Genomic DNA, 18,066 nt, shown 5'->3' with positions numbered 1-18,066 from the left:
TCATACGATCGTTTACCCCCGCCCACTGCCACGGTGGACGTCTGACACCCCCGCATGGAGGGTAGTTACGGAAAACCGTGAATACTGTTGACGCCTGTTGTCGGTGCCCCTGCCGCAGGACAGGGAAATGCCCCGGGGTCCGCGACCAGTCTCCTGGTCCCGGACCCCGGGGCGCGCTGTCACCTCGACGGGTGTGCCGGTCGGACTCAGCTGCCGGCGAGCTCCCTGCGGCGGGCGGCCAGACCGTCGATGATGTCGTTGAACGTGCCTGACGGACGCATCACCGCCGAGGTCTTCTCGTCGTCCGGAAGGTAGTAGCCTCCCAGGTCGACCGGATGGCCCTGGCAGCCACGCATCTCGGTCTTGATTGTCTCCAGGTTGCTCTCCAGAGCTTCGGCGACCGGGGTGAAGATCTCGGCCAGCTCCGGGTCAGTGGTCTGGTCGGCGAGATTCCTGGCCCAGAAGGACGCCAGGTAGTAGTGACTGCCACGGTTGTCGATGTCACCGATCCTGCGGGCCGGGGACTTGTCCTCGTTGAGGACCCTCTCGGTGGCGGCGTCCAGGGCGTCGGCGAGGATCGGGGTCCGGGGATTGTCGTCGGTCTCGCCGAGCTTGCGCAGCGACTCAGCCAGTGCGAGGAACTCGCCCAGCGAATCCCACCGCAGGTAGTCCTCCTCGATGAGCTGCTGGACGTGCTTGGGGGCGGATCCGCCCGCACCGGTCTCGAACAGTCCACCACCTGCGATCAGGGGAACGATGGACAGCATCTTCGCGCTGGTCCCCAGCTCCATGATCGGGAAGAGGTCGGTCAGGTAGTCACGCAGCACATTGCCGGTGACCGAGATGGTGTTCTTCCCGGCGCGGATGCGGTCCACGGACAGCTGGCACGCCTCCTCGGGGGAGAGGATCCGGATGTCCAGGCCCTCGGTGTCTCCGACGAGATCGGTGTCCCCGAGGTACTCCTCGACCTTGCTGCGGATGTTGCGGTCGTGGGCGCGGGTCGGGTCCAGCCAGAACACGGCCGGGTCACCGGTGGCACGGGCCCGGGTGACCGCGAGCTTCACCCAGTCGCGGACGGGGATGTCCTTGGCCTGGCAGGCGCGCCAGATGTCACCGGTGGCGACCGTGTGGGACATGAGGACCTCGCCGGCACTGTTGACGACCTCGACGGTGCCGTCGGCGGGAATCCTGAAGGTCTTGTCGTGGGAGCCGTACTCCTCGGCCTTCTGTGCCATGAGACCCACGTTGGGGACGGTGCCCATCGTCGTGGGATCGAAGGCGCCGTTGCGGCGGCAGTCGTCGATGACGACCTGGTAGACACCCGCGTAGGAGGAGTCCGGGATGACGGCGAGGGTGTCCTGCTCCTGGTTGTCCCTGTTCCACATGTGCCCGGAGGTGCGGATCATGGCGGGCATCGAGGCGTCGACGATGACGTCGGAGGGTACGTGCAGGTTGGTGATGCCCTTCTCGGAGTTGACCATCGCGATGGCCGGTCCTTCGGCGAAGCCCTTCTCGAAGGCGGCGCGGATCTCTTCAGCGAGCGCCTTGTCCTCCAGGTTGTCGAGACCGGAGAGGATCGCGGCGAGTCCGTTCTCCCCGTTGAGGCCGCGGGGCAGGAGCGTGTCACCGTAGCGGTCGAAGACGTCCGCGAAGAACGCGCGGACGACGTGGCCGAAGATGATCGGGTCAGAGACCTTCATCATCGTGGCCTTGAGGTGGGCGGAGAACAGGACGCCCTCCTCCCTGGCGCGCTGGACCTGGGCCGCGAGGAAACCGTCGAGCGCTGCGGCGTGCAGCACCGTGGCGTCCACGATCTCCTTGTCCAGGACCGGGAGGGACTCCTTGAGCACGGTGACGCTGCCGTCGGAGGTGACGAGACGGATCTGGAGGGTGTCGTCTCCGTCGATGATCACGGATTTCTCGTTGTGGCGGAAGTCACCCTCGGACATGGTGGCGACGTTCGTCTTCGAGTCACTGCTCCAGGCGCCCATGTGGTGCGGGTGCTTGCGGGCGAAGTTCTTGACGGCCCTGGGGGCACGACGGTCGGAGTTGCCTTCGCGCAGGACCGGGTTGACCGCCGACCCCTTCACCGAGTCATAGCGGGCCCGGGCGTCCTTCTCCTCGTCGGTGACCGGCTCGTCCGGGTAGTCGGGGAGTGCGTAACCGTCGGCCTGCAGTTCGGCGACTGCGGCCTTGAGCTGCGGGACGGACGCCGAGATGTTCGGGAGCTTGATGATGTTGGCCTCGGGGGACCGGGTGATCTGCTCCAGTTCCGCGAGAGTGTCGGGAACACGCTGGTCCTCCGGGAGGAGATCGGAGAATGCGGCGAGGATGCGTGCGGCGAGTGAGATGTCACGGGTCTCGACCTCGACGCCGGCGGTGCCGGTGAAAGCCTGGATGACAGGCAGTAGAGAATAGGTCGCCAGGAGCGGTGCCTCGTCGGTACGTGTGTAGATGATTCTGGCCATGGGCAGGTACTCCCTTATGTCTTCTCGCTGTGGACGGTCGCCGACACGGTCTTCGGTGCACGTCCGGTGTAGTCGTCTCGTCATTCTGCGGCGCGCGGTGTCGCCGGAATCTACGTGGACGATGATACGGCAAAGCAGTGTCATCCACGTGTCGAGGGTGTGGCAGTGCCGGGAAGGCGAAGGGGACTGTCATGCAGGTCACAGTGCCCGGAATGCGATGACGGCCGAGCGGTGATACGCCGGTCACATGTGGTGTTCCAGAGTTTGCGGTCCGGCGCCGTCCGTGGTCGCATAGGTGCTTCACCGGACTGCCCCGAACAGAGGAGAGGAACCCGGAACCAGGTTCCCCGCCCCGCCCGACACCCTAAAAAGGTGATGAAAGAATGCTTGATTCGATGGCTTCACTGCACCGTACCCCTCTCCGTCTACCTCATCCGCAACGACGTCCCATGCCCCGGCAGACCGAAATGGGGCGCAGGAGACGCCCGGTGGCGATGGCCGCCCTGGCCCTCGGCGGCTTCGGGATCGGGACCACCGAGTTCGTCTCCATGGGCCTGCTCAGCTACATCGCCGACGACTTCGGGATCACCGAGGCCCAGGCCGGCCACGTCGTCACCGCCTACGCCATGGGGGTGGTCGTCGGCGCGCCGCTGATAACCACCCTGACCGGTCACATACCGCGCCGCCGGCTCATCATCCTGCTCATGGTCGCGTTCACCGTCGGCAACGGACTCAGCATGTTCGCACACTCCTACGGACTTCTCATGGTGTCGCGGTTCATCGCGGGCTTCCCCCACGGCGCCTACTTCGCGGTGGCGAATCTCATCGCGGCGTCCATGGCGGAACCGGGACGCCGGGGTCAGGCGATAGCACGGATATCACTGGGCCTGGCCACCGCAACGGTGATCGGGGTGCCGGCAGCCCAGTGGACAGGATCCGTGCTCGGCTGGTCGGCGGCCTACGGCGTCGTCGCGTTGATCGGTCTGGCCACCCTCGTCGGACTGTGGGTGTCCATGCCCCACATGACACTCATGCCCGTGACCAGGCCGGCGACCGAGGCCGGGGCCCTCGTCAACTCCCAGGTCTGGCTCACCCTCCTGTCCGGGGCCGTCGGATTCGGCGGAATGTTCTGCGTGTACACCTACATCTCCTGGACGATGACGGACCGTGCGGGCTACCCGGAGAACATGATGTGGTTCGTGCTGATGGTGTACGGCATCGGAATGGTCGTCGGAAACATGGTGGGTGGCAGACTGGCGGACCGTAACATCGACCGGTCTATCGTCTTCGCCTTCCTCGTCATGGCGTGCATGCTCGTGGCCTTCTACTTCGGCAGCACCGTGGCTCCGCTGGCGATCCTGCTCTTCGGACTGGTGTCGGTGGGTGGCGGAATTCTCGTCATCGTGATGCAGACGAGGTTCATGGAAGTCGCCGGCAGGGCCCAGAACCTGGCCGCGGCGATGAACCAGTCGGCCTTCAACATCGCCAACGCCTCGGGTGCCGCCATCGGCGGCCTGGTGATCGACCACGGCTACTCCTATTCCGCGCCGGCGTTGGCTGGTGCCGGTCTGGCCCTGGCGGGGCTTGCCGTGTTCATACCGGCGCACCTGCTCTACCGGCGGCATGCCGCGCAGGAGTGAAACCGGTACCCAGGAGTGAAACCGGTACCCAGGAGTGAAACCGGTAACACGGGCTGCTTACGGAGGTCTGTGCGGGAAGCCCGCACCGGGAGGTGCCGGCCGCGGCGTCCGGGGTGGCGTTATGGTTGTGCTCCATGAGCCTCACTGTCGCCACCGTCAACGTCAACGGCATCCGAGCCGCCGTCAAGCACCGCAACGAGAACAACCACGGGATGCTGCCCTGGCTGGAGGAGACTCCGGCCGACGTGGTCCTGCTCCAGGAAGTCCGCGCCAGCGAAGCCCAGACGGAGGAGGCCCTGGCGCCGGCCCTGGCGTCCGGTTGGAACCTCGTCCAGGCGGAGGCCGCGGCGAAGGGACGCGCGGGGGTGGCAGTTCTCTCCCGCCACGCGATCACCGACGTCCGCATCGGTTTCGGTGACGTACCCGGTGCCGGGGAATTCCGGGACTCCGGCAGGTGGATCCAGGCGCGGACCGCGGGCATCACGGTGGCCAGCGTGTACCTCCCGTCCGGGACGGAGAACACCGTCAGACAGGACGAGAAGTACCGCTTCCTCGACGTGATGGGTCTCTGGCTCGACGAGTGCGCGTCCACGGGCGACCAGATGGTCGTCGGCGGCGACTGGAACATCTGCCACCGTCGGGCGGACCTGAAGAACTGGCGTCCCAACCGTAAGAAGTCGGGATTCCTGCCGGATGAGCGGGCGTTCATGGACTCGGTCTTCGGCACCTACCCTGATGCCGTGAGCCAGATCGGGGACGCCACGGACTCCGGCCGCACCGGCAATCCGGCGGGCCCGGTCGGGGCATTCGCCGGGGCGGTGGACTACACCCCGTCAGAGGTCGCCCGCGCCCGGCTCACCGCCGGCCCTGCCCGGGACCCCCGGTGGTTCGACGTCCTGCGCAGACTGCACCCGGAGCAGACCGAGGGACCGTACTCGTGGTGGACCTGGAGAGGCAAGGCCTTCGACACCGGGGCCGGCTGGCGCATCGACTACCAGGCGGCCACCGCACCACTGATGGAGCGGGCGGTCCGGGCATGGGTCGACAAGGCCCCGGACTACGACCTGCGGTGGAGCGACCACTCTCCGGTGATGGCGGAGTACCGGTAGGGTGAGGTGCCCTACTGCAGTACCAGACGAAAGGCGACACCTGCGGTGGCCGCCACCACGTGGATGCACAGCAGGACGAGAAGGACGGCACTGACCACGTCAATCCACCCCTCCCCGGTGGCGGCGGCCAGTGTGTGGGTGCCCAGGCTGCAGGTGCCGACCGGGAAGGTCGCCGCCCACCAGGACGGGTTCGCTGCCGGCAGGTGCCGCAGCGCACCCCAGTGGTTCACGATCGCCCAGATCCCGGCCGGGACCCCGAGACACAGGATCGCCACGGCGTAGACCACACCGACGGTACGGCCGTCGGTGAGCAGCAGTGCCGCGGCAGAGCTCTGCCCGACCACCCCCAATGGTATCCACGCCGTTGCGGCGAGCCCGGTGGCAGGTCTGCGCCCTGCCGAGTTATAGACCCGGGCGAAGGCGGGCAGGGCGGTGAGCAGCGAGGCGAAGAAGAAGACCGAGCCTGGGAGGGGGTGACCGAGTTGTGCGGCGTTCGTCGCCGCGACCATCGGGGTGACCAGCGGCAGGACTCCCGGAAAAACTGCGGAGACCTTCCTGCGGACCAGACGGGTGCACTGGACGGCGAAGACGACGAGTGCGGCGGCGGAACCGATCATCCAGGTTGCGGCGTGCGTACCGGCCCACCCGAGGTTGGTGTCTGCCGCGGACCCCAGGGCCAGCACCCCCATCGTCATCATCGACCAGGCTGGTACGTCATCGAACATCGGCGCTCGGACTGTCCCGGTCACCAGGGAGATGAAGACCACTGCGGCGACTGCGGTGACCGCGGTACCGACACCGGTGGAGACGTGGACGCCGAGCAGGGAAGCGGTGACGGACAGGCCCATGACCGCACCGCCCCAGGCTGCTCCGGGACCGGGCAGAGGTGGTGCGGTTTCCGTGGCCGGTCGTGGCATCCGTGTGGGACCGGAGTTCGGTGTGGTGGAGTCTACCGGGCCTGCCGGGGTGAGTCTGTGCCGTGACGACATGCGTTCGACGCTAGGACAGATATGCGTTGACCTGGGGTAACGAGATCTGCTGTCGGAGGTACAGGAGAGCTTTGTGACCGGGGATACAATGCCGGTATGTACCCCAATGTCCCCCCGGTCGACCAACTGGTGACGCTCATCGCAGTAGACGAGCACCGCAGTATCGCCTCCGCCGCGCGGGCCCTCGGCTTCAGCCAGCAGACGGTCAGTGCACGGGTGGCGTCCGCGGAGAAGACCCTCGGGGTGAAGGTGTTCCGGCGGGGAATCGGAGGCTCCGAACCGACCGAAAGGGGACGAACCGTACTCGACGCCGCCCACAGCTACCTTGACGCCGCGGGGACCTTCTCCCGGGTGGTCGCCGGGGCCGCCAGACCAGACGCCGCCCGTTCCCTGACCGTCGCCGTGTCCAACACGGTCGCCGAACTGTACTTCCCCTCGTGGGCTGCCCGGTTCCACCGACAGAACCCCCAGGTCAGGGTGCTTCTCCACCCCTGTAACTCGGCGGCGGTGGGGGACGCCGTCGCCGACGGCGAATGCCCCCTGGGATTCGTCGAGGGCACCACGGTGAGCCACGGCCTGGATTCGGCGGTGGTCGGCGTCGACGATCTTGTTCTCGTGGTCCCTGCCTCACATCCCTGGGCGCACAGGGATGCACGGACCGGGGTGGGTGTCACCGCCGCAGAACTGCGGCGAACCCCCCTGATCATGCGTGAGCGCGGCTCCGGCTCCCGGGACGTTGTCGAGGGCGTCCTCGGGACAGTCGCCGAACCTGCCGGGGTCTTCGGGTCACTGTCGGCGCAGAGGGCGGCGGTGACCGGGATGGGTGAACCGACGGTGATCGCGGCGCGGGCGGTGTCCCGGGAACTCAGGACGGGTGAGCTGGTGCGGGTGCCGGTCCGGGACGTGACCTTCCGGAGGCTGATCAGGGCGGTGTTTCCCCGTCACGGCAACCTTGACAGGGACGCCGCAGCCCTGCTCGACATCGCGCGGGAGGGAGTCGGCGGAGCGACTGTTCCCGGCCTGTAGAATGGCCGCCCATGAGTGATGATGTCGTCAGCGCGGACACCAGTGGCGCTGTGCAGCGTGTCCTGTCCGGAATCCAGCCCACCGCAGACTCCTACCACCTCGGGAACTACCTGGGGGCGGTGAAGCAGTGGATCGGACTGCAGAACGACTACGACGCCTTCTACTTCATCCCCAACCTCCACGCCATCACTGTCGACCAGGACCCGGAGGCTCTGCGTGCCAGGACGACGGCAGGTGTCGCCCAGTTGCTCGCCCTCGGCATCGACCCGGAGAAGTCGACCATATTCGTGCAGTCGCAGGTTCCGCAGCATGCGGAACTGGCATGGGTGCTGACCTGTCTCACCGGCTTCGGCGAGGCGTCACGTATGACCCAGTTCAAGGACAAGTCTGCCAGACGCGGCGCTGAGCGGACCTCCGCAGGACTGTTCATGTACCCGATGCTCATGGCCGCGGACATCCTCCTGTACAGCCCCCAGCTGGTTCCGGTCGGGGAAGACCAGAGACAGCACCTGGAGCTCACCCGCAACCTCGCGGAGCGGTTCAACGCCCGGTACGGGGAAACCTTCGTGGTGCCCGAGGGATTCATTCCCTCCGGTGCCGCGAAGATCTACGACCTGCAGGAACCGACGGCGAAGATGAGCAAGTCGGGGACGAACCCGAAAGGCATCGTCAACCTGCTCGACCCGCCGAAAACCTCCGCGAAGAGGATCCGGTCCGCTGTGACGGACAATGACGACGAGATCAGGTACGACAGGGACGCCAAGCCCGGTGTGTCCAACCTTCTTGTCATCCAGTCCGCGCTGACCGGCCGAACAATCGATGAGATCGTGGAGGGTTACCAGGCTTCAGGGGCGCGATACGGTGCACTGAAGGCGGACACCGCGGACGCTCTCGAAGCTTTCACCACCCCGTTGAAAGCCCGGTACGACGGGTACATGGCTGACCCCGCGGAGCTGCAGCGCATCCTCGACCGGGGTGCGAACAAGGCTAAGGCAGTCGCCGAGCCGCTGGTCGCGAAAGTCTACGAGCGGATGGGTCTGCTGCGGTAAGGGGATACGAGGCCGGCCGTGAGGTGCAGACGGCACGGTTGTGGGCCGGTACAGGCAGGTGCCGGACCAAGACGTCGACGCGACGAGATGCGGGACATCCGTCGAAAAGCGGCGCCGGCACCTAATGTGGGTGTGACGCTTCAGCAACCTACCCGACGACCGTGAGGACATCCGATGGCCGCCACTACGACGAAGACCGACGACCGAAAGACCGGTGAGGGCGATTCCCGGAACACGGTGTCCCGCAGCGGGGGAGGAGACAGTGGGGACAACGGCAGTGGTCCTTCCCCGGTGGAGAAGCTCCGCGACAGGTGGCCCTGGTTCGACCACCTGATGCACATGAACGAGCGCTACGGGGACCAGGGAGGCAACCACTACGCGGCAGGTATCACCTACTTCTCCGTGCTCTCCCTGTTCCCGCTGCTCATGGTCGTTTTCGCCACGATCGCCACGGTTCTGGCGGGCAACGGTGATCTTCTGGACGATATCATCGACCGGATCCGGAATTCGGTGTCCGGCAGTCTGGGGGACACTCTCACCGACATTCTCAACCAGGCGATCTCTCAGCGCGGAAGCCTCTTCAGTATCGGTATCGTGCTGTCCCTGTGGACCGGTCTGGGCTGGATCGGCAACCTGCGTGCCGGGATCTCCTCTGTCTGGAAGGCTCCGCTGAACGCGGACAATTTCCTGAAAGGCAAGATCAGCGACCTCGTGGGGCTGGTCGGTCTTCTGCTCGCCCTTGTCATCGCTTTCGCAGTGACCGCTGTGGGTTCCGGCGGGTTCACCTGGCGGATCATCGAGGTTCTCAACCTTGAGCACGTCACCGGTATCAGGGTCGTCGTATGGTTCATCGCTTTGCTCATCGCCCTGGTCGCCAACTGGGTCGTGATGTTCTGGATGCTCGCATTCTTCCCCCGGGTCCATGTCCCGCGGAAGGCGGCGGCGCGCGGGGCGGTGATCGGTGCTGTGGCCTTGGAGATCTTCAAGCAGTTCGCCACGGTGTTCTTCAACACGACGATGTCGAATCCTGCAGGTGCTGCTTTCGGTCCGGTGATCGGGGTGATGGTCCTGATGTACCTGCTGTGGCGTATCACCCTGTACTGCTCCGCCTGGATCGCGACCACGCCGGAGGCTCTCGCCGAGGAGGTTCCGGACGCCCCGGAACCGGCCGTGATCGAGGTGCGCGCACGTGCGGTGCGGCAGCAGGGCGAGGAGGATGCCGTCCGCAGGGCCGGACTGGTCGGTGTCGGTGCCGTGGCGGGGGTCCTTCTCGGTGGCACGGTGGTGAAGGTGGGACGCTTTCTTGCCGGCCTGTCCCGCAGGAAGTGAGGACGCCGGGGGCTGCCTGACTGCGGGACCTTCACGCTTTACGTACCCGCGTGGGCCCCGGCCGGTTCAGTCGTCCGCGCGGATCCGTCGCCGCCGCATCCACCGGAGCCCCGTGATTGCCGCCATTCCCGTGACGAGGACCGCCCCGACGACGGCTGCCACCGCAGTCCCGGTGTCGGCCCACCCTCCTGCGGAGGTGCCCGGGGCCGGCGGAAATCCCGGGGTGGGATCTGCGCCTGACGAGGTGGCAGCGGATACCTCTGGCGGGGAACCTCCGCTGTCCGGACCGGACAATTGTCCGACTGTGCCTGACTCTGTGCCTGACCCTGTGCCTTTCTCTGCGGCGCTGAAGGCGGCGTCGAAGAATCCCTCCGCCTGTACCCACGGTCGTCCTGCGGCCAGTGTCGCGTTCAGCATCACCACCCCGTAGGTCCGGCCGTCCCGGGAGACCGCGGCGGCATAGGTGTGCCGGGCATTGTCGGTGAATCCGGTCTTGCCGCCGATGGTGCCGGGATAGTCGTGGAGGAGTCCGTTGTCGCTGGAGATCTGGAAGGCGGGGTTTTCTCCGAACCCGGGGAACGTCGCCTGCCGTGTACCGAGGAGGGTGCGGACGTCTTCCCGGAGAAATGCGGCGCGGTAGACCAGGGCCAGATCGTAGGCGGTGGTCTGGCTCTCGGGTGTGTCCAGTCCGTCGACGGTGGTCACGCGGGTGGCCCGGGTGCCCAGGGAATTGGCGAGTGCCTGCATCTTCGTGACGGTGGCGTCCTCTCCTCCCAGGGCTCCGGCCAGGGCGAGTGCGGCATCGTTGCCGGAGTTCATCACCAGTCCCTGCAGCAGCTGCCGTGCGGTGTACCTGCCGCCGGGGCCCACGCCGACCTTTGACCCGTCCACGTTCGCCATCTCCCCGGTGACCGGCACGGTCTGGTCCGGGTCGAGTTCGTCGAAGGCGACCATGACCAGCAGGATCTTGATGACCGAGGCGGGGCGGTACAGGCCGTAGGGGTCCTTGGACGCGAGGACGTCACCGGTGTCGACGTCGTAGAGGACGTAGCTGCCGATACTCAGTCGTCCCGGGAGGTCCACCCCGGTGGCGGCGACGGCTCCGCAGCTCTCCATGCCGGGACCTCCGGGTCCGGGACGTTGCACCGTGACCACCGGGGGTGTGTCCGCGGTCCGGGCGGCGTCACGGTCGAACGCCCTGGGCAGTCTGAGATCGTAGCGGCAGTCGTCGGTCCACAGGGCATGGTCGCGGGGCAGAGGTGTCCCTGCGTCGACGGTCAGGGGAAGCCACGCCTCCCTGGGCATCCCGTTGAGACCGGTCTCCGCCACGGCTGCGGGAACAAGGTACGGCACAGTGCCGGGAATGACGGCGGGCACGGCAGCCAGGGACAGAAAAGCCAGCACGGTCCCCGTTCCGACGGCCAGCGGGGTCGGGCCGGTGCGGGAGTGTCGGCGGGGGAGCCGGGGAGTGTTCATCGTGGGATCAGCATACCGGCGGTATCGTGGGGGACCATGACTGAACCCTCGTACTCCTCTGTCGATCCCGAGATCGTCCGCACCCTGCCGAAGGTCGTGCTCCACGATCATCTGGACGGTGGGCTGCGTCCCCGGACCATTGTCGAGCTTGCCGCCGAGACAGGCTACGATGGTCTGCCGACCACTGACCCCGGTGAACTTGAGCAGTGGTTCTTCGATGCCGCGAACTCCGGGGACCTGCCGACCTACCTGACCACTTTCGACCACACCACCGCTGTGATGCAGACGAGGGACGCCCTGGTCAGGGTGACCCGGGAGGCTGTCGAGGATCTCGCCGCCGACGGTGTGTGCTACGCCGAGCTGCGCTATGCCCCCGAACAGCATCTCGCAGGTGGCCTGACCCTGCAGGAGGTCGTCGAGGCGACGGTCCAGGGTGCCAAGGAGGGGGAGAGGGCTGCCGCGGAGGCGGGTCACCGGATCCACGCGAGACTGCTGCTGTGCGCGATGCGTCACGCCGACCGTGCCCTGGAGATCGCCCAGCTGCTCGTCGACAACTACGGCGAACACAGCCCGGGGGAGGGTTACGTCGTGGGGTTCGACATCGCCGGCGCGGAGGACGGTTTCCCCCCGTCGAACCATGTGGCGGCTTTCGACCTGCTGCGCAGCAGTCTCATCCCGGTCACCGTGCACGCGGGCGAGGCTGCGGGTGTGGAGTCTGTCGCGGACGGGCTCCGGCAGGGTGCCGTGCGCATCGGTCACGGAGTCCGAATCTACGAGGACATTGAGGCGGAGATGTCCGGCCTGGAGCTCGGTAAGGTCGCCAAGTTCGTCCGTGACAGGAGAATCCCACTCGAGATCTGCCCGACCTCCAACACCCAGACCGGGGTCTGCGACTCTGTGGAGGACCACCCGTTCAACCTGCTCTATGAGCTGGGTTTCACCTGCACTGTCAACACCGACAACCGGTTGGTCTCCGGGTGCACGATGAGTGGTGAGATGGTCAAGCTCGCCGAGGCCTTCGACCTGGAGTACTGGCAGCTGCTGGAACTGACGACGAATGCCCTGGAGAACGCGTTCTGTGACCAGCCCTTGCGTGAGTCTCTGGAAAGGGAGGTCATCTACCCCGGTTACGCCGAGTTGGGTGACGCGATGGATCTCGCCGTCGACGAGGGGTCGGCCGCGGCCGCGGCCGCGGGGATCGATGCCCTGCACGGGGAGCACGTGCACTCTCACGGGGTGGGGGCAGAGGAGGTCGAGCTGTCGATGGAGAACCTCAGGGCGGAGCTTGAGCAGCTGGGGCTCAGTTTCGATGACGGTGACGGGGATGCTGACGGGGATGCCGGCAGTGACGGCGGGGCGGACGCCGGACGGTAGCAGGTCTCAGGGGCCGGACGTCGACGGTCGTGGTGCCGTAGCGACGTCCCGGAACCGCAGAGGGCACGGCGGAGGGGTGGACAGGGGTCTCGGGTATTGCGGGGAGGCCAGCGACGATCTATTGTGACTGGGATTCTCGGTTAGGTACCGCAACCCTTTGAGGAGGACCATGTCCGGTCACACAGAAGACCCGGCTCCGGAGCCGGCGGCGCCGACGGTGGAGGACAACCGGCAGGAACAGAAGGCGGGGGCGGCCGCGCTCAAGGAGCTGCTGCGACCCGTCTCCGGAAGGCTGTTGGCAGGGCGTCTGCTCTCCGTGGTCTCTGCGGTCCTGGCCGTGTTCCCCTACGTTGCACTGGTGAAGATCGGGGCCCTGCTCATCGAGGCCGGCGGGGAAGGTGACCGTGTGGACGAGGATGCCGTGAACCGCTGGCTTCTCATCCTCGTCGGGACTTTCACCGGCCGGCTCGTCGCCTACTTCCTGGCCCTGGGTATCACCCATTTCGCGGATATCGCGCTCGGCCACCACATCAGGCTCCGTATGGTCAGGCGGTTCTCGAAGGTCCCGCTCAGCTGGTTCACCTCCACGAACTCCGGCAGGGTCAGGAAAGGCCTCCAGGATGACATCGGTACCGTCCACTACCTGATCGCACATCAGCCGGTGGACGGCACCAGTGCGATCGTCATGCCTCTCGCGCTGATGGTGTACGCCTTCGTGGTGGACTGGCGGCTGGGGCTTCTGTCGGTCGCGGTGATTCCCCTGTACATGGGCGCGATGTCGGTGACCATGAAGGGGATGGGGGAGAAGACCGTCGAGATGGACCGGAAGCTCGGTGACGTCTCGGCACGGATGGTCGAGTTCGTCACCGGGATCTCCGTGGTCAAGGCGTTCGGCAGGGTCGGTCGTGCCCACAGTGCCTACCAGCGGTCGGCGGACGAGTTCTACGACTTCTACTGGCGCTGGTGTCAACCGCTGATCCGGGTGTCTGCACTTGGTCAGTCTTTCCTGGCGATTCCCCTGATCCTTCTCGTCAACCTCGGTGGAGGTATGCTGCTCGTCCACGGCGGGCAGGTCGGGGCAGCGGATGTCCTGGCCACAACGCTGATAGCGCTGCTCGTCCCCTATTCCCTGGAAACCATGATGAGTGCGACCTGGTCACGCCAGATCGCCGGTGCGGCGGCACTGCGCCTGCTCGGGCTGCTGGAGACCCCTGTCCTGGAGGATGCGGAGGAGGGTGAGAGGAGAGTCCCCGCATCGGGAGATGTCGTCTTCGACCATGTCACCTACACCTATCCCGGTTCCCGGGAACCTGCCGTCGATGACGTGAGCTTCACTCTTCCGGAAGGGAAGGTCACCGCTCTGGTCGGTGCGTCCGGTTCGGGTAAGTCAACCATCGCCACTCTCCTGGCCCGGTTCGACGACCTGGACTCCGGATCCGTGAGCATCGGGGGAGTCCCTGTTCGAAACATCGCCGACCTTTATTCCCGGGTGGGCTTCGTGCTCCAGGACCCGCAGCTGGTGTCCGTGAGTATCCGGGACAACATCGCACTCGGCAGGCCGGACGCCACCGACGAGCAGGTCCGGGCGGCAGCCCGCGCGGCCCATGTCCTCGACGAGATCGAGGCGCTTCCCGACGGTTTCGACACGATCTACGGATCGGACACGGGCCTGTCGGGCGGCCAGGCCCAGCGCATCGCCATCGCCCGGGCCCTGCTGGTGGACGCCCCGGTCCTCATCCTCGACGAAGCCACCGCGCTGACCGACCCTGAGTCCCAGTACGAGATCCAGCAGGCACTGTCGGCGCTCGCCGAAGGGCGGACCGTCCTGGTCATCGCCCACCGTCCTGAAGCTGTCGCCGGGGTGGACCGCATCATCCGCGTCGCCGACGGACGCATCACAGACACCGAGGTGAACGCATGAAACTCCCGTTGACTGACATTGTCCCCCGGATGAGCCGGATGGTGTCCGAACCGAAGGCCATGATTCCCGCTCTGGGCGTCAGCGCCGTGGCAGGGCTGATCGAGGGTCTGGCGCTGGCTGCAGTACTTCCGGCCATCTCGTCGCTCGCCGCGGACGAAGCATGGTGGGGGCTGTCCACGGGCGGTTGGCTGATCGTCTTAGCCGTCCTGTCCCTGTGCAGCGTGGGATGCAACTTCCTGATGAACAAGCTGAACTACGCGGTCGCCCTGGACTTCCTGCGTAGTATCCACCGGTTGGTCGGGGACAGGGTGTCCAGGCAGCCGCTGGGATGGTTCGCACGCCCGTTGGCGGGACGGTTGTCCCGGATGGTCTCGGCGGAGCTGATGACCACCGGTGAGATCTTCGCGCACATGATCGGGCCCCTGGTGCAGAAACTCGCCACCGCAGTGGTCGTCATCGTCGCAGCCTGGTTCTGGAATCCGCTGCTCGGACTCGTCCTCACCCTCTCCGTTCCCGTGTTCATCCTCATCACCTTGTGCTCGACCGCGCTGGCCAGGCACGGGGACAGGATGCACGAACCGGACGAGGAGACTCTCGCTAACCGTATCGTGGAGTACGCCCAGTGCCAGGGGGCGCTTCGTTCCTGTGGACGCAGCGAGAACTTCGTCCCGCTCACGGAGGCCATGGACAACGCTCTCAGATCGAAGAAACGCTCGATGTGGAGCGAGATCCTGGGCATGATGCTCTCCGGAGCCGTGACCCAGGGAGTGATCGTCGCGCTGATCGCGGCCACAGGCTCGCTCGCAGTCTCCGGTGCCCTGGACCCTGTTCCCGCGCTCGCGTTCATCGGCCTGGCACTGCAGTTCACCTCCACGCTCAGTTCCATCACCCAGAGTGCCATGGGGCTGGAGACCCGGCGCCCCCTCCTCGACAGCATTGACGAGGTTCTCACCGCCGAACCTCTGCCTGAGCCTGAACAGGCGGCCGAGCTGGACGATACGGGCTCGATTGAGCTGCGCGACGTCACTTTCGGCTACGGGGACACCCCGGTGCTCCGCGATATCTCGTTCACCGTGCCCTCGGGAACCATGGTCGCTCTGGTCGGTCCTTCAGGGTCAGGCAAGACTACGGTGGAGAAACTGATTTCACGGTTCTACGACACCGACGCCGGCGAGGTGCTTGTCGGTGGTGTCCCTGTCACCCGGCAGACCACCACCCAGCTCATGTCACAACTGTCCATGGTCTTCCAGGACGTCTATCTCTTCGACGACACCCTGGAGGCCAATATTGCCGTGGGACGTCCGGACGCCCCGGCCGCGGAGATCCGCCACGCTGCCGACCTGGCCGGGGTGACGGACATTGCAGAAAGGCTTCCCGACGGCTGGTCCACCAGAGTGGGTGAGGGTGGCAGGGCACTGTCCGGCGGTGAGAGGCAGCGCGTCGCCATTGCCCGGGCACTGCTGAAGAAGGCACCGACAGTTCTGCTCGACGAGGCCACCTCGGCCCTCGACGTGGAGAACGAGGCACACATCGTCGCCTCGGTCGAGCAGCTGCGCAGGGAGGCGACCGTACTTGTCGTCGCCCACCGGCTGGACACCATCTCCCGCGCGGACAAGATCGTCCTTCTCTCCGCGGACGGGACCATCGAGGCGGAGGGGACCCACGAGGAGCTCCTCGCCTCCGGGGGGACCTACACCAGGTTCTGGAGTCGGCTGCACGATGCCCGGGGATGGCGACTGGTCGAACGGTAGCCACGATAGGGTGTGCCCATGGGAACCGGCAGAACAGCAGGAAAGAAGACGGGACCGAAACCCTCATTCACCAGGGATGATGTCATTGATGCGGCGCTGGACGCCGGGATAGCTGATTTCACCCTTGCCGAGGTGGCGACGAAGATCGGGGTGGTCACCTCCGCCGTCTACCGCCGTTTCGACTCCCGTGACGACCTCCTCGACGCCTGCCTGTCCCGTGTGGCTTCCGCGGTCGCACTTCCCCGGCCGGGGATGAGTTGGCAGGAGATCTGCCGACTGTGGGCGGATGAATGCTGGCGGATCTGCGGAGTGTTTCCGGGGCTGGTGCAGGTCGTCTACTCGTATCCGGCGGCCTTCACCAGGATCGGCAGTGTCGCCGCAGCCTACGCTGACGCTCTCGCAGCCCACGGAAGGACGGTCGGGCAGGCTGGTTTCGCCCTCGACTTCATCGGGGACACGGTGTTCTCCTGCCGCCTCGGAGTGGAGGCGATGCGGTCCGTCGACGAGTCAGGGGAGTCGGGGCTCGAACGCGCGAAAGAGCGGACCGACGCCTCCCATCCGATCCAGCCGGAGGACTCCTGGGCCGACCGCGGTTTCGTCGACCTGAAGGTGGACTTCATCATCGACGGCCTGGAACGGAACTGGCCTGCGCTGTGACGCGGCGTCCCGGTCCGGCGGGCTCAGTGGTGAGGTTAACTGTCACACCTGTTCTCAATCGGGGACGGCAACGGTAACCTAATCAAGAACAGTGTTCGCTGTTCTGCTCTCACGGGAATATCCGTGGAGGAAGTGGTCCACCTCCTCCACGGACTTCACCGTCCACAACGTCGAAGGAGCCCACATGTCCGTTCCGTCAGCACCGTCAGCACCGTCAGTATCAGGTACCCGGCATTTCATACGGACTGCCGCCGGAGTCACCCTGTCCCTCGGACTTGTCGCCGGCATTGCCGGCTGCGGCTCCGACAGCGGCTCCGACAGCGGCTCCGACACTGACCGGGCCGAGACGGCGACCAGCACCGGGAGTGCGGCTGGCACCACCGTCAAGCTCCACAGCGCCTTCGGGGACGCCGACTACCCCGTCGCTCCTGAGCGCGTCGTCGTCACAGCGAGTGCCCTGGACAATGTCCTGGCACTCGGGATCACCCCCACCGCTGTGGTCATGACCCAACAGGACGAGAACGCGCCGTGGAGGGCAGGAAAGCTCGACGGGGTCGACAAGATCATGGTCGCCACCTACGGCGACATCGACGTCGAGAAAATCGCTGCGGCGGACCCCGACGTCATCATCGGAGACATCTACTGGATCGACTCCCAGGACGAGTACGACCGTCTCTCAGACATCGCCCCGACCCTGAACGGTCCCTCGCAGGACCCGACGCAGGCCACCTGGAAGGAGCGTCTCACCCAGCTCGGTGAACTGTACAACCGCAGTGACGACGCCCAGAAGATCATCGACGGGGACGCCGACCTCTTCGCCCGGGCACGCGAAGAGCTCTCCGGTCTGCAGGGGAAGACCGGGTGGATCGGAAGAGACCAGGGGGAGGGGAAGATCGGGACCTCTCCCGACCCGACCGAGGCGTCCAACTCCTTCCTGGGAGACCTCGGTATGACCCTGCCGTCCACCATCCTCGGAAAGGAGCCCAACGCGGCCAGCGGTGCCTACGTCGTCAGTCCGGAACAGTATGACGAGTTCGCCGCCGACTTCTCGGTGATCTACGCCCCCGAAGGAATCGCCGCACTGGAGAAGAACCCGACCTTCGCTGACCTGCCCCAGGTGAAGAACGGGACGATGATCGAGGGAGACTACGCGATGGTGCTCGGACTGGCACAGCCGAGCTCACTGCTGCGGGCCTGGGCACTCGACGAACTGCGCCCCACACTCGAGAAGGTGGCAGGCGAGAATTGATCGGTGAGAAGTGACCGGTGGGCGGTGA

The 18,066-nt window shown here is 66.1% G+C and carries 13 protein-coding genes; 10 read left to right on the top strand and 3 right to left on the bottom strand.

Features of this window, described 5'->3' with window-relative positions; translation table 11 throughout:
- Positions 1–206: 206 nt before the first annotated feature.
- Positions 207–2,468, bottom strand: a complete 2,262-nt coding sequence (locus E0E18_RS05445) for an NADP-dependent isocitrate dehydrogenase (protein WP_130839631.1) — start codon at positions 2,466–2,468, stop codon at positions 207–209.
- Between the two features lie 383 nt (positions 2,469–2,851).
- On the opposite strand from E0E18_RS05445, the gene E0E18_RS05440 reads away from it, so the two are divergent.
- Positions 2,852–4,108 (top strand): MFS transporter, encoded by a 1,257-nt coding sequence (locus E0E18_RS05440; protein ID WP_066583813.1) that lies wholly within the window; start codon positions 2,852–2,854, stop codon positions 4,106–4,108.
- Positions 4,109–4,242: 134 nt separating this feature from the next.
- Positions 4,243–5,217: an exodeoxyribonuclease III gene (locus E0E18_RS05435; RefSeq protein ID WP_130839629.1), complete on the top strand. Its 975-nt coding sequence runs from the start codon at positions 4,243–4,245 to the stop codon at positions 5,215–5,217.
- A gap of 11 nt (positions 5,218–5,228) precedes the next feature.
- Here the strand turns inward: E0E18_RS05435 and E0E18_RS05430 are convergent, their stop codons facing one another.
- Positions 5,229–6,206 (bottom strand): SLAC1 family transporter, encoded by a 978-nt coding sequence (locus E0E18_RS05430; protein WP_237559641.1) that lies wholly within the window; start codon positions 6,204–6,206, stop codon positions 5,229–5,231.
- Positions 6,207–6,302: 96 nt separating this feature from the next.
- On the opposite strand from E0E18_RS05430, the gene E0E18_RS05425 reads away from it, so the two are divergent.
- The 3 genes from E0E18_RS05425 (at position 6,303) to yhjD (ending at position 9,610) form a co-directional block, all read left to right on the top strand.
- The gene (locus tag E0E18_RS05425) at positions 6,303–7,232 is read left to right on the top strand and encodes a LysR family transcriptional regulator (protein ID WP_066583804.1); all 930 of its coding nucleotides are present in this window, start codon (positions 6,303–6,305) and stop codon (positions 7,230–7,232) included.
- A gap of 11 nt (positions 7,233–7,243) precedes the next feature.
- Entirely contained in the window at positions 7,244–8,281 is a 1,038-nt protein-coding gene (gene trpS / locus E0E18_RS05420) for a tryptophan--tRNA ligase (protein WP_130839627.1), read from the top strand.
- Positions 8,282–8,455: 174 nt separating this feature from the next.
- Positions 8,456–9,610: an inner membrane protein YhjD gene (gene yhjD / locus E0E18_RS05415; RefSeq protein WP_227871193.1), complete on the top strand. Its 1,155-nt coding sequence runs from the start codon at positions 8,456–8,458 to the stop codon at positions 9,608–9,610.
- Between the two features lie 66 nt (positions 9,611–9,676).
- Here yhjD and E0E18_RS05410 read toward each other — a convergent pair whose 3' ends face one another.
- On the bottom strand, positions 9,677–11,086 hold the full coding sequence (locus tag E0E18_RS05410) for a D-alanyl-D-alanine carboxypeptidase family protein (RefSeq protein WP_130839625.1): 1,410 nt from the start codon (positions 11,084–11,086) through the stop codon (positions 9,677–9,679).
- A 36-nt stretch (positions 11,087–11,122) separates the two neighbouring features.
- Here E0E18_RS05410 and E0E18_RS05405 point away from each other — a divergent pair, with 36 nt between their 5' ends.
- The 5 genes from E0E18_RS05405 to E0E18_RS05385 all read left to right on the top strand — a co-directional run bounded on the left by E0E18_RS05405 (position 11,123) and on the right by E0E18_RS05385 (position 18,038).
- Positions 11,123–12,460 carry an adenosine deaminase gene (locus tag E0E18_RS05405; protein ID WP_130839623.1) on the top strand — a complete coding sequence of 446 codons (1,338 nt, stop codon included), beginning with the start codon at positions 11,123–11,125 and terminating at the stop codon, positions 12,458–12,460.
- Positions 12,461–12,629: 169 nt separating this feature from the next.
- Entirely contained in the window at positions 12,630–14,381 is a 1,752-nt protein-coding gene (locus E0E18_RS05400) for an ABC transporter ATP-binding protein (RefSeq protein WP_130839620.1), read from the top strand.
- On the top strand, positions 14,378–16,132 hold the full coding sequence (locus E0E18_RS05395; RefSeq protein WP_130839617.1) for an ABC transporter ATP-binding protein: 1,755 nt from the start codon (positions 14,378–14,380) through the stop codon (positions 16,130–16,132). The genes E0E18_RS05400 and E0E18_RS05395 overlap by 4 nt, the downstream gene beginning before the upstream one ends.
- Before the next feature lie 18 nt (positions 16,133–16,150).
- On the top strand, positions 16,151–16,789 hold the full coding sequence (locus E0E18_RS05390) for a TetR/AcrR family transcriptional regulator (protein WP_066583785.1): 639 nt from the start codon (positions 16,151–16,153) through the stop codon (positions 16,787–16,789).
- Between the two features lie 91 nt (positions 16,790–16,880).
- Positions 16,881–18,038 carry an ABC transporter substrate-binding protein gene (locus E0E18_RS05385; protein ID WP_237559640.1) on the top strand — a complete coding sequence of 386 codons (1,158 nt, stop codon included), beginning with the start codon at positions 16,881–16,883 and terminating at the stop codon, positions 18,036–18,038.
- Positions 18,039–18,066 lie beyond the last annotated feature (28 nt).

The organism is Corynebacterium neomassiliense (genome assembly GCF_900626215.1).
In the GTDB taxonomy this organism is placed as follows: domain Bacteria; phylum Actinomycetota; class Actinomycetes; order Mycobacteriales; family Mycobacteriaceae; genus Corynebacterium; species Corynebacterium neomassiliense.
Note: the sequence above shows the minus strand (reverse complement) of the source record. Positions and strands in the feature narration are given on the sequence as shown.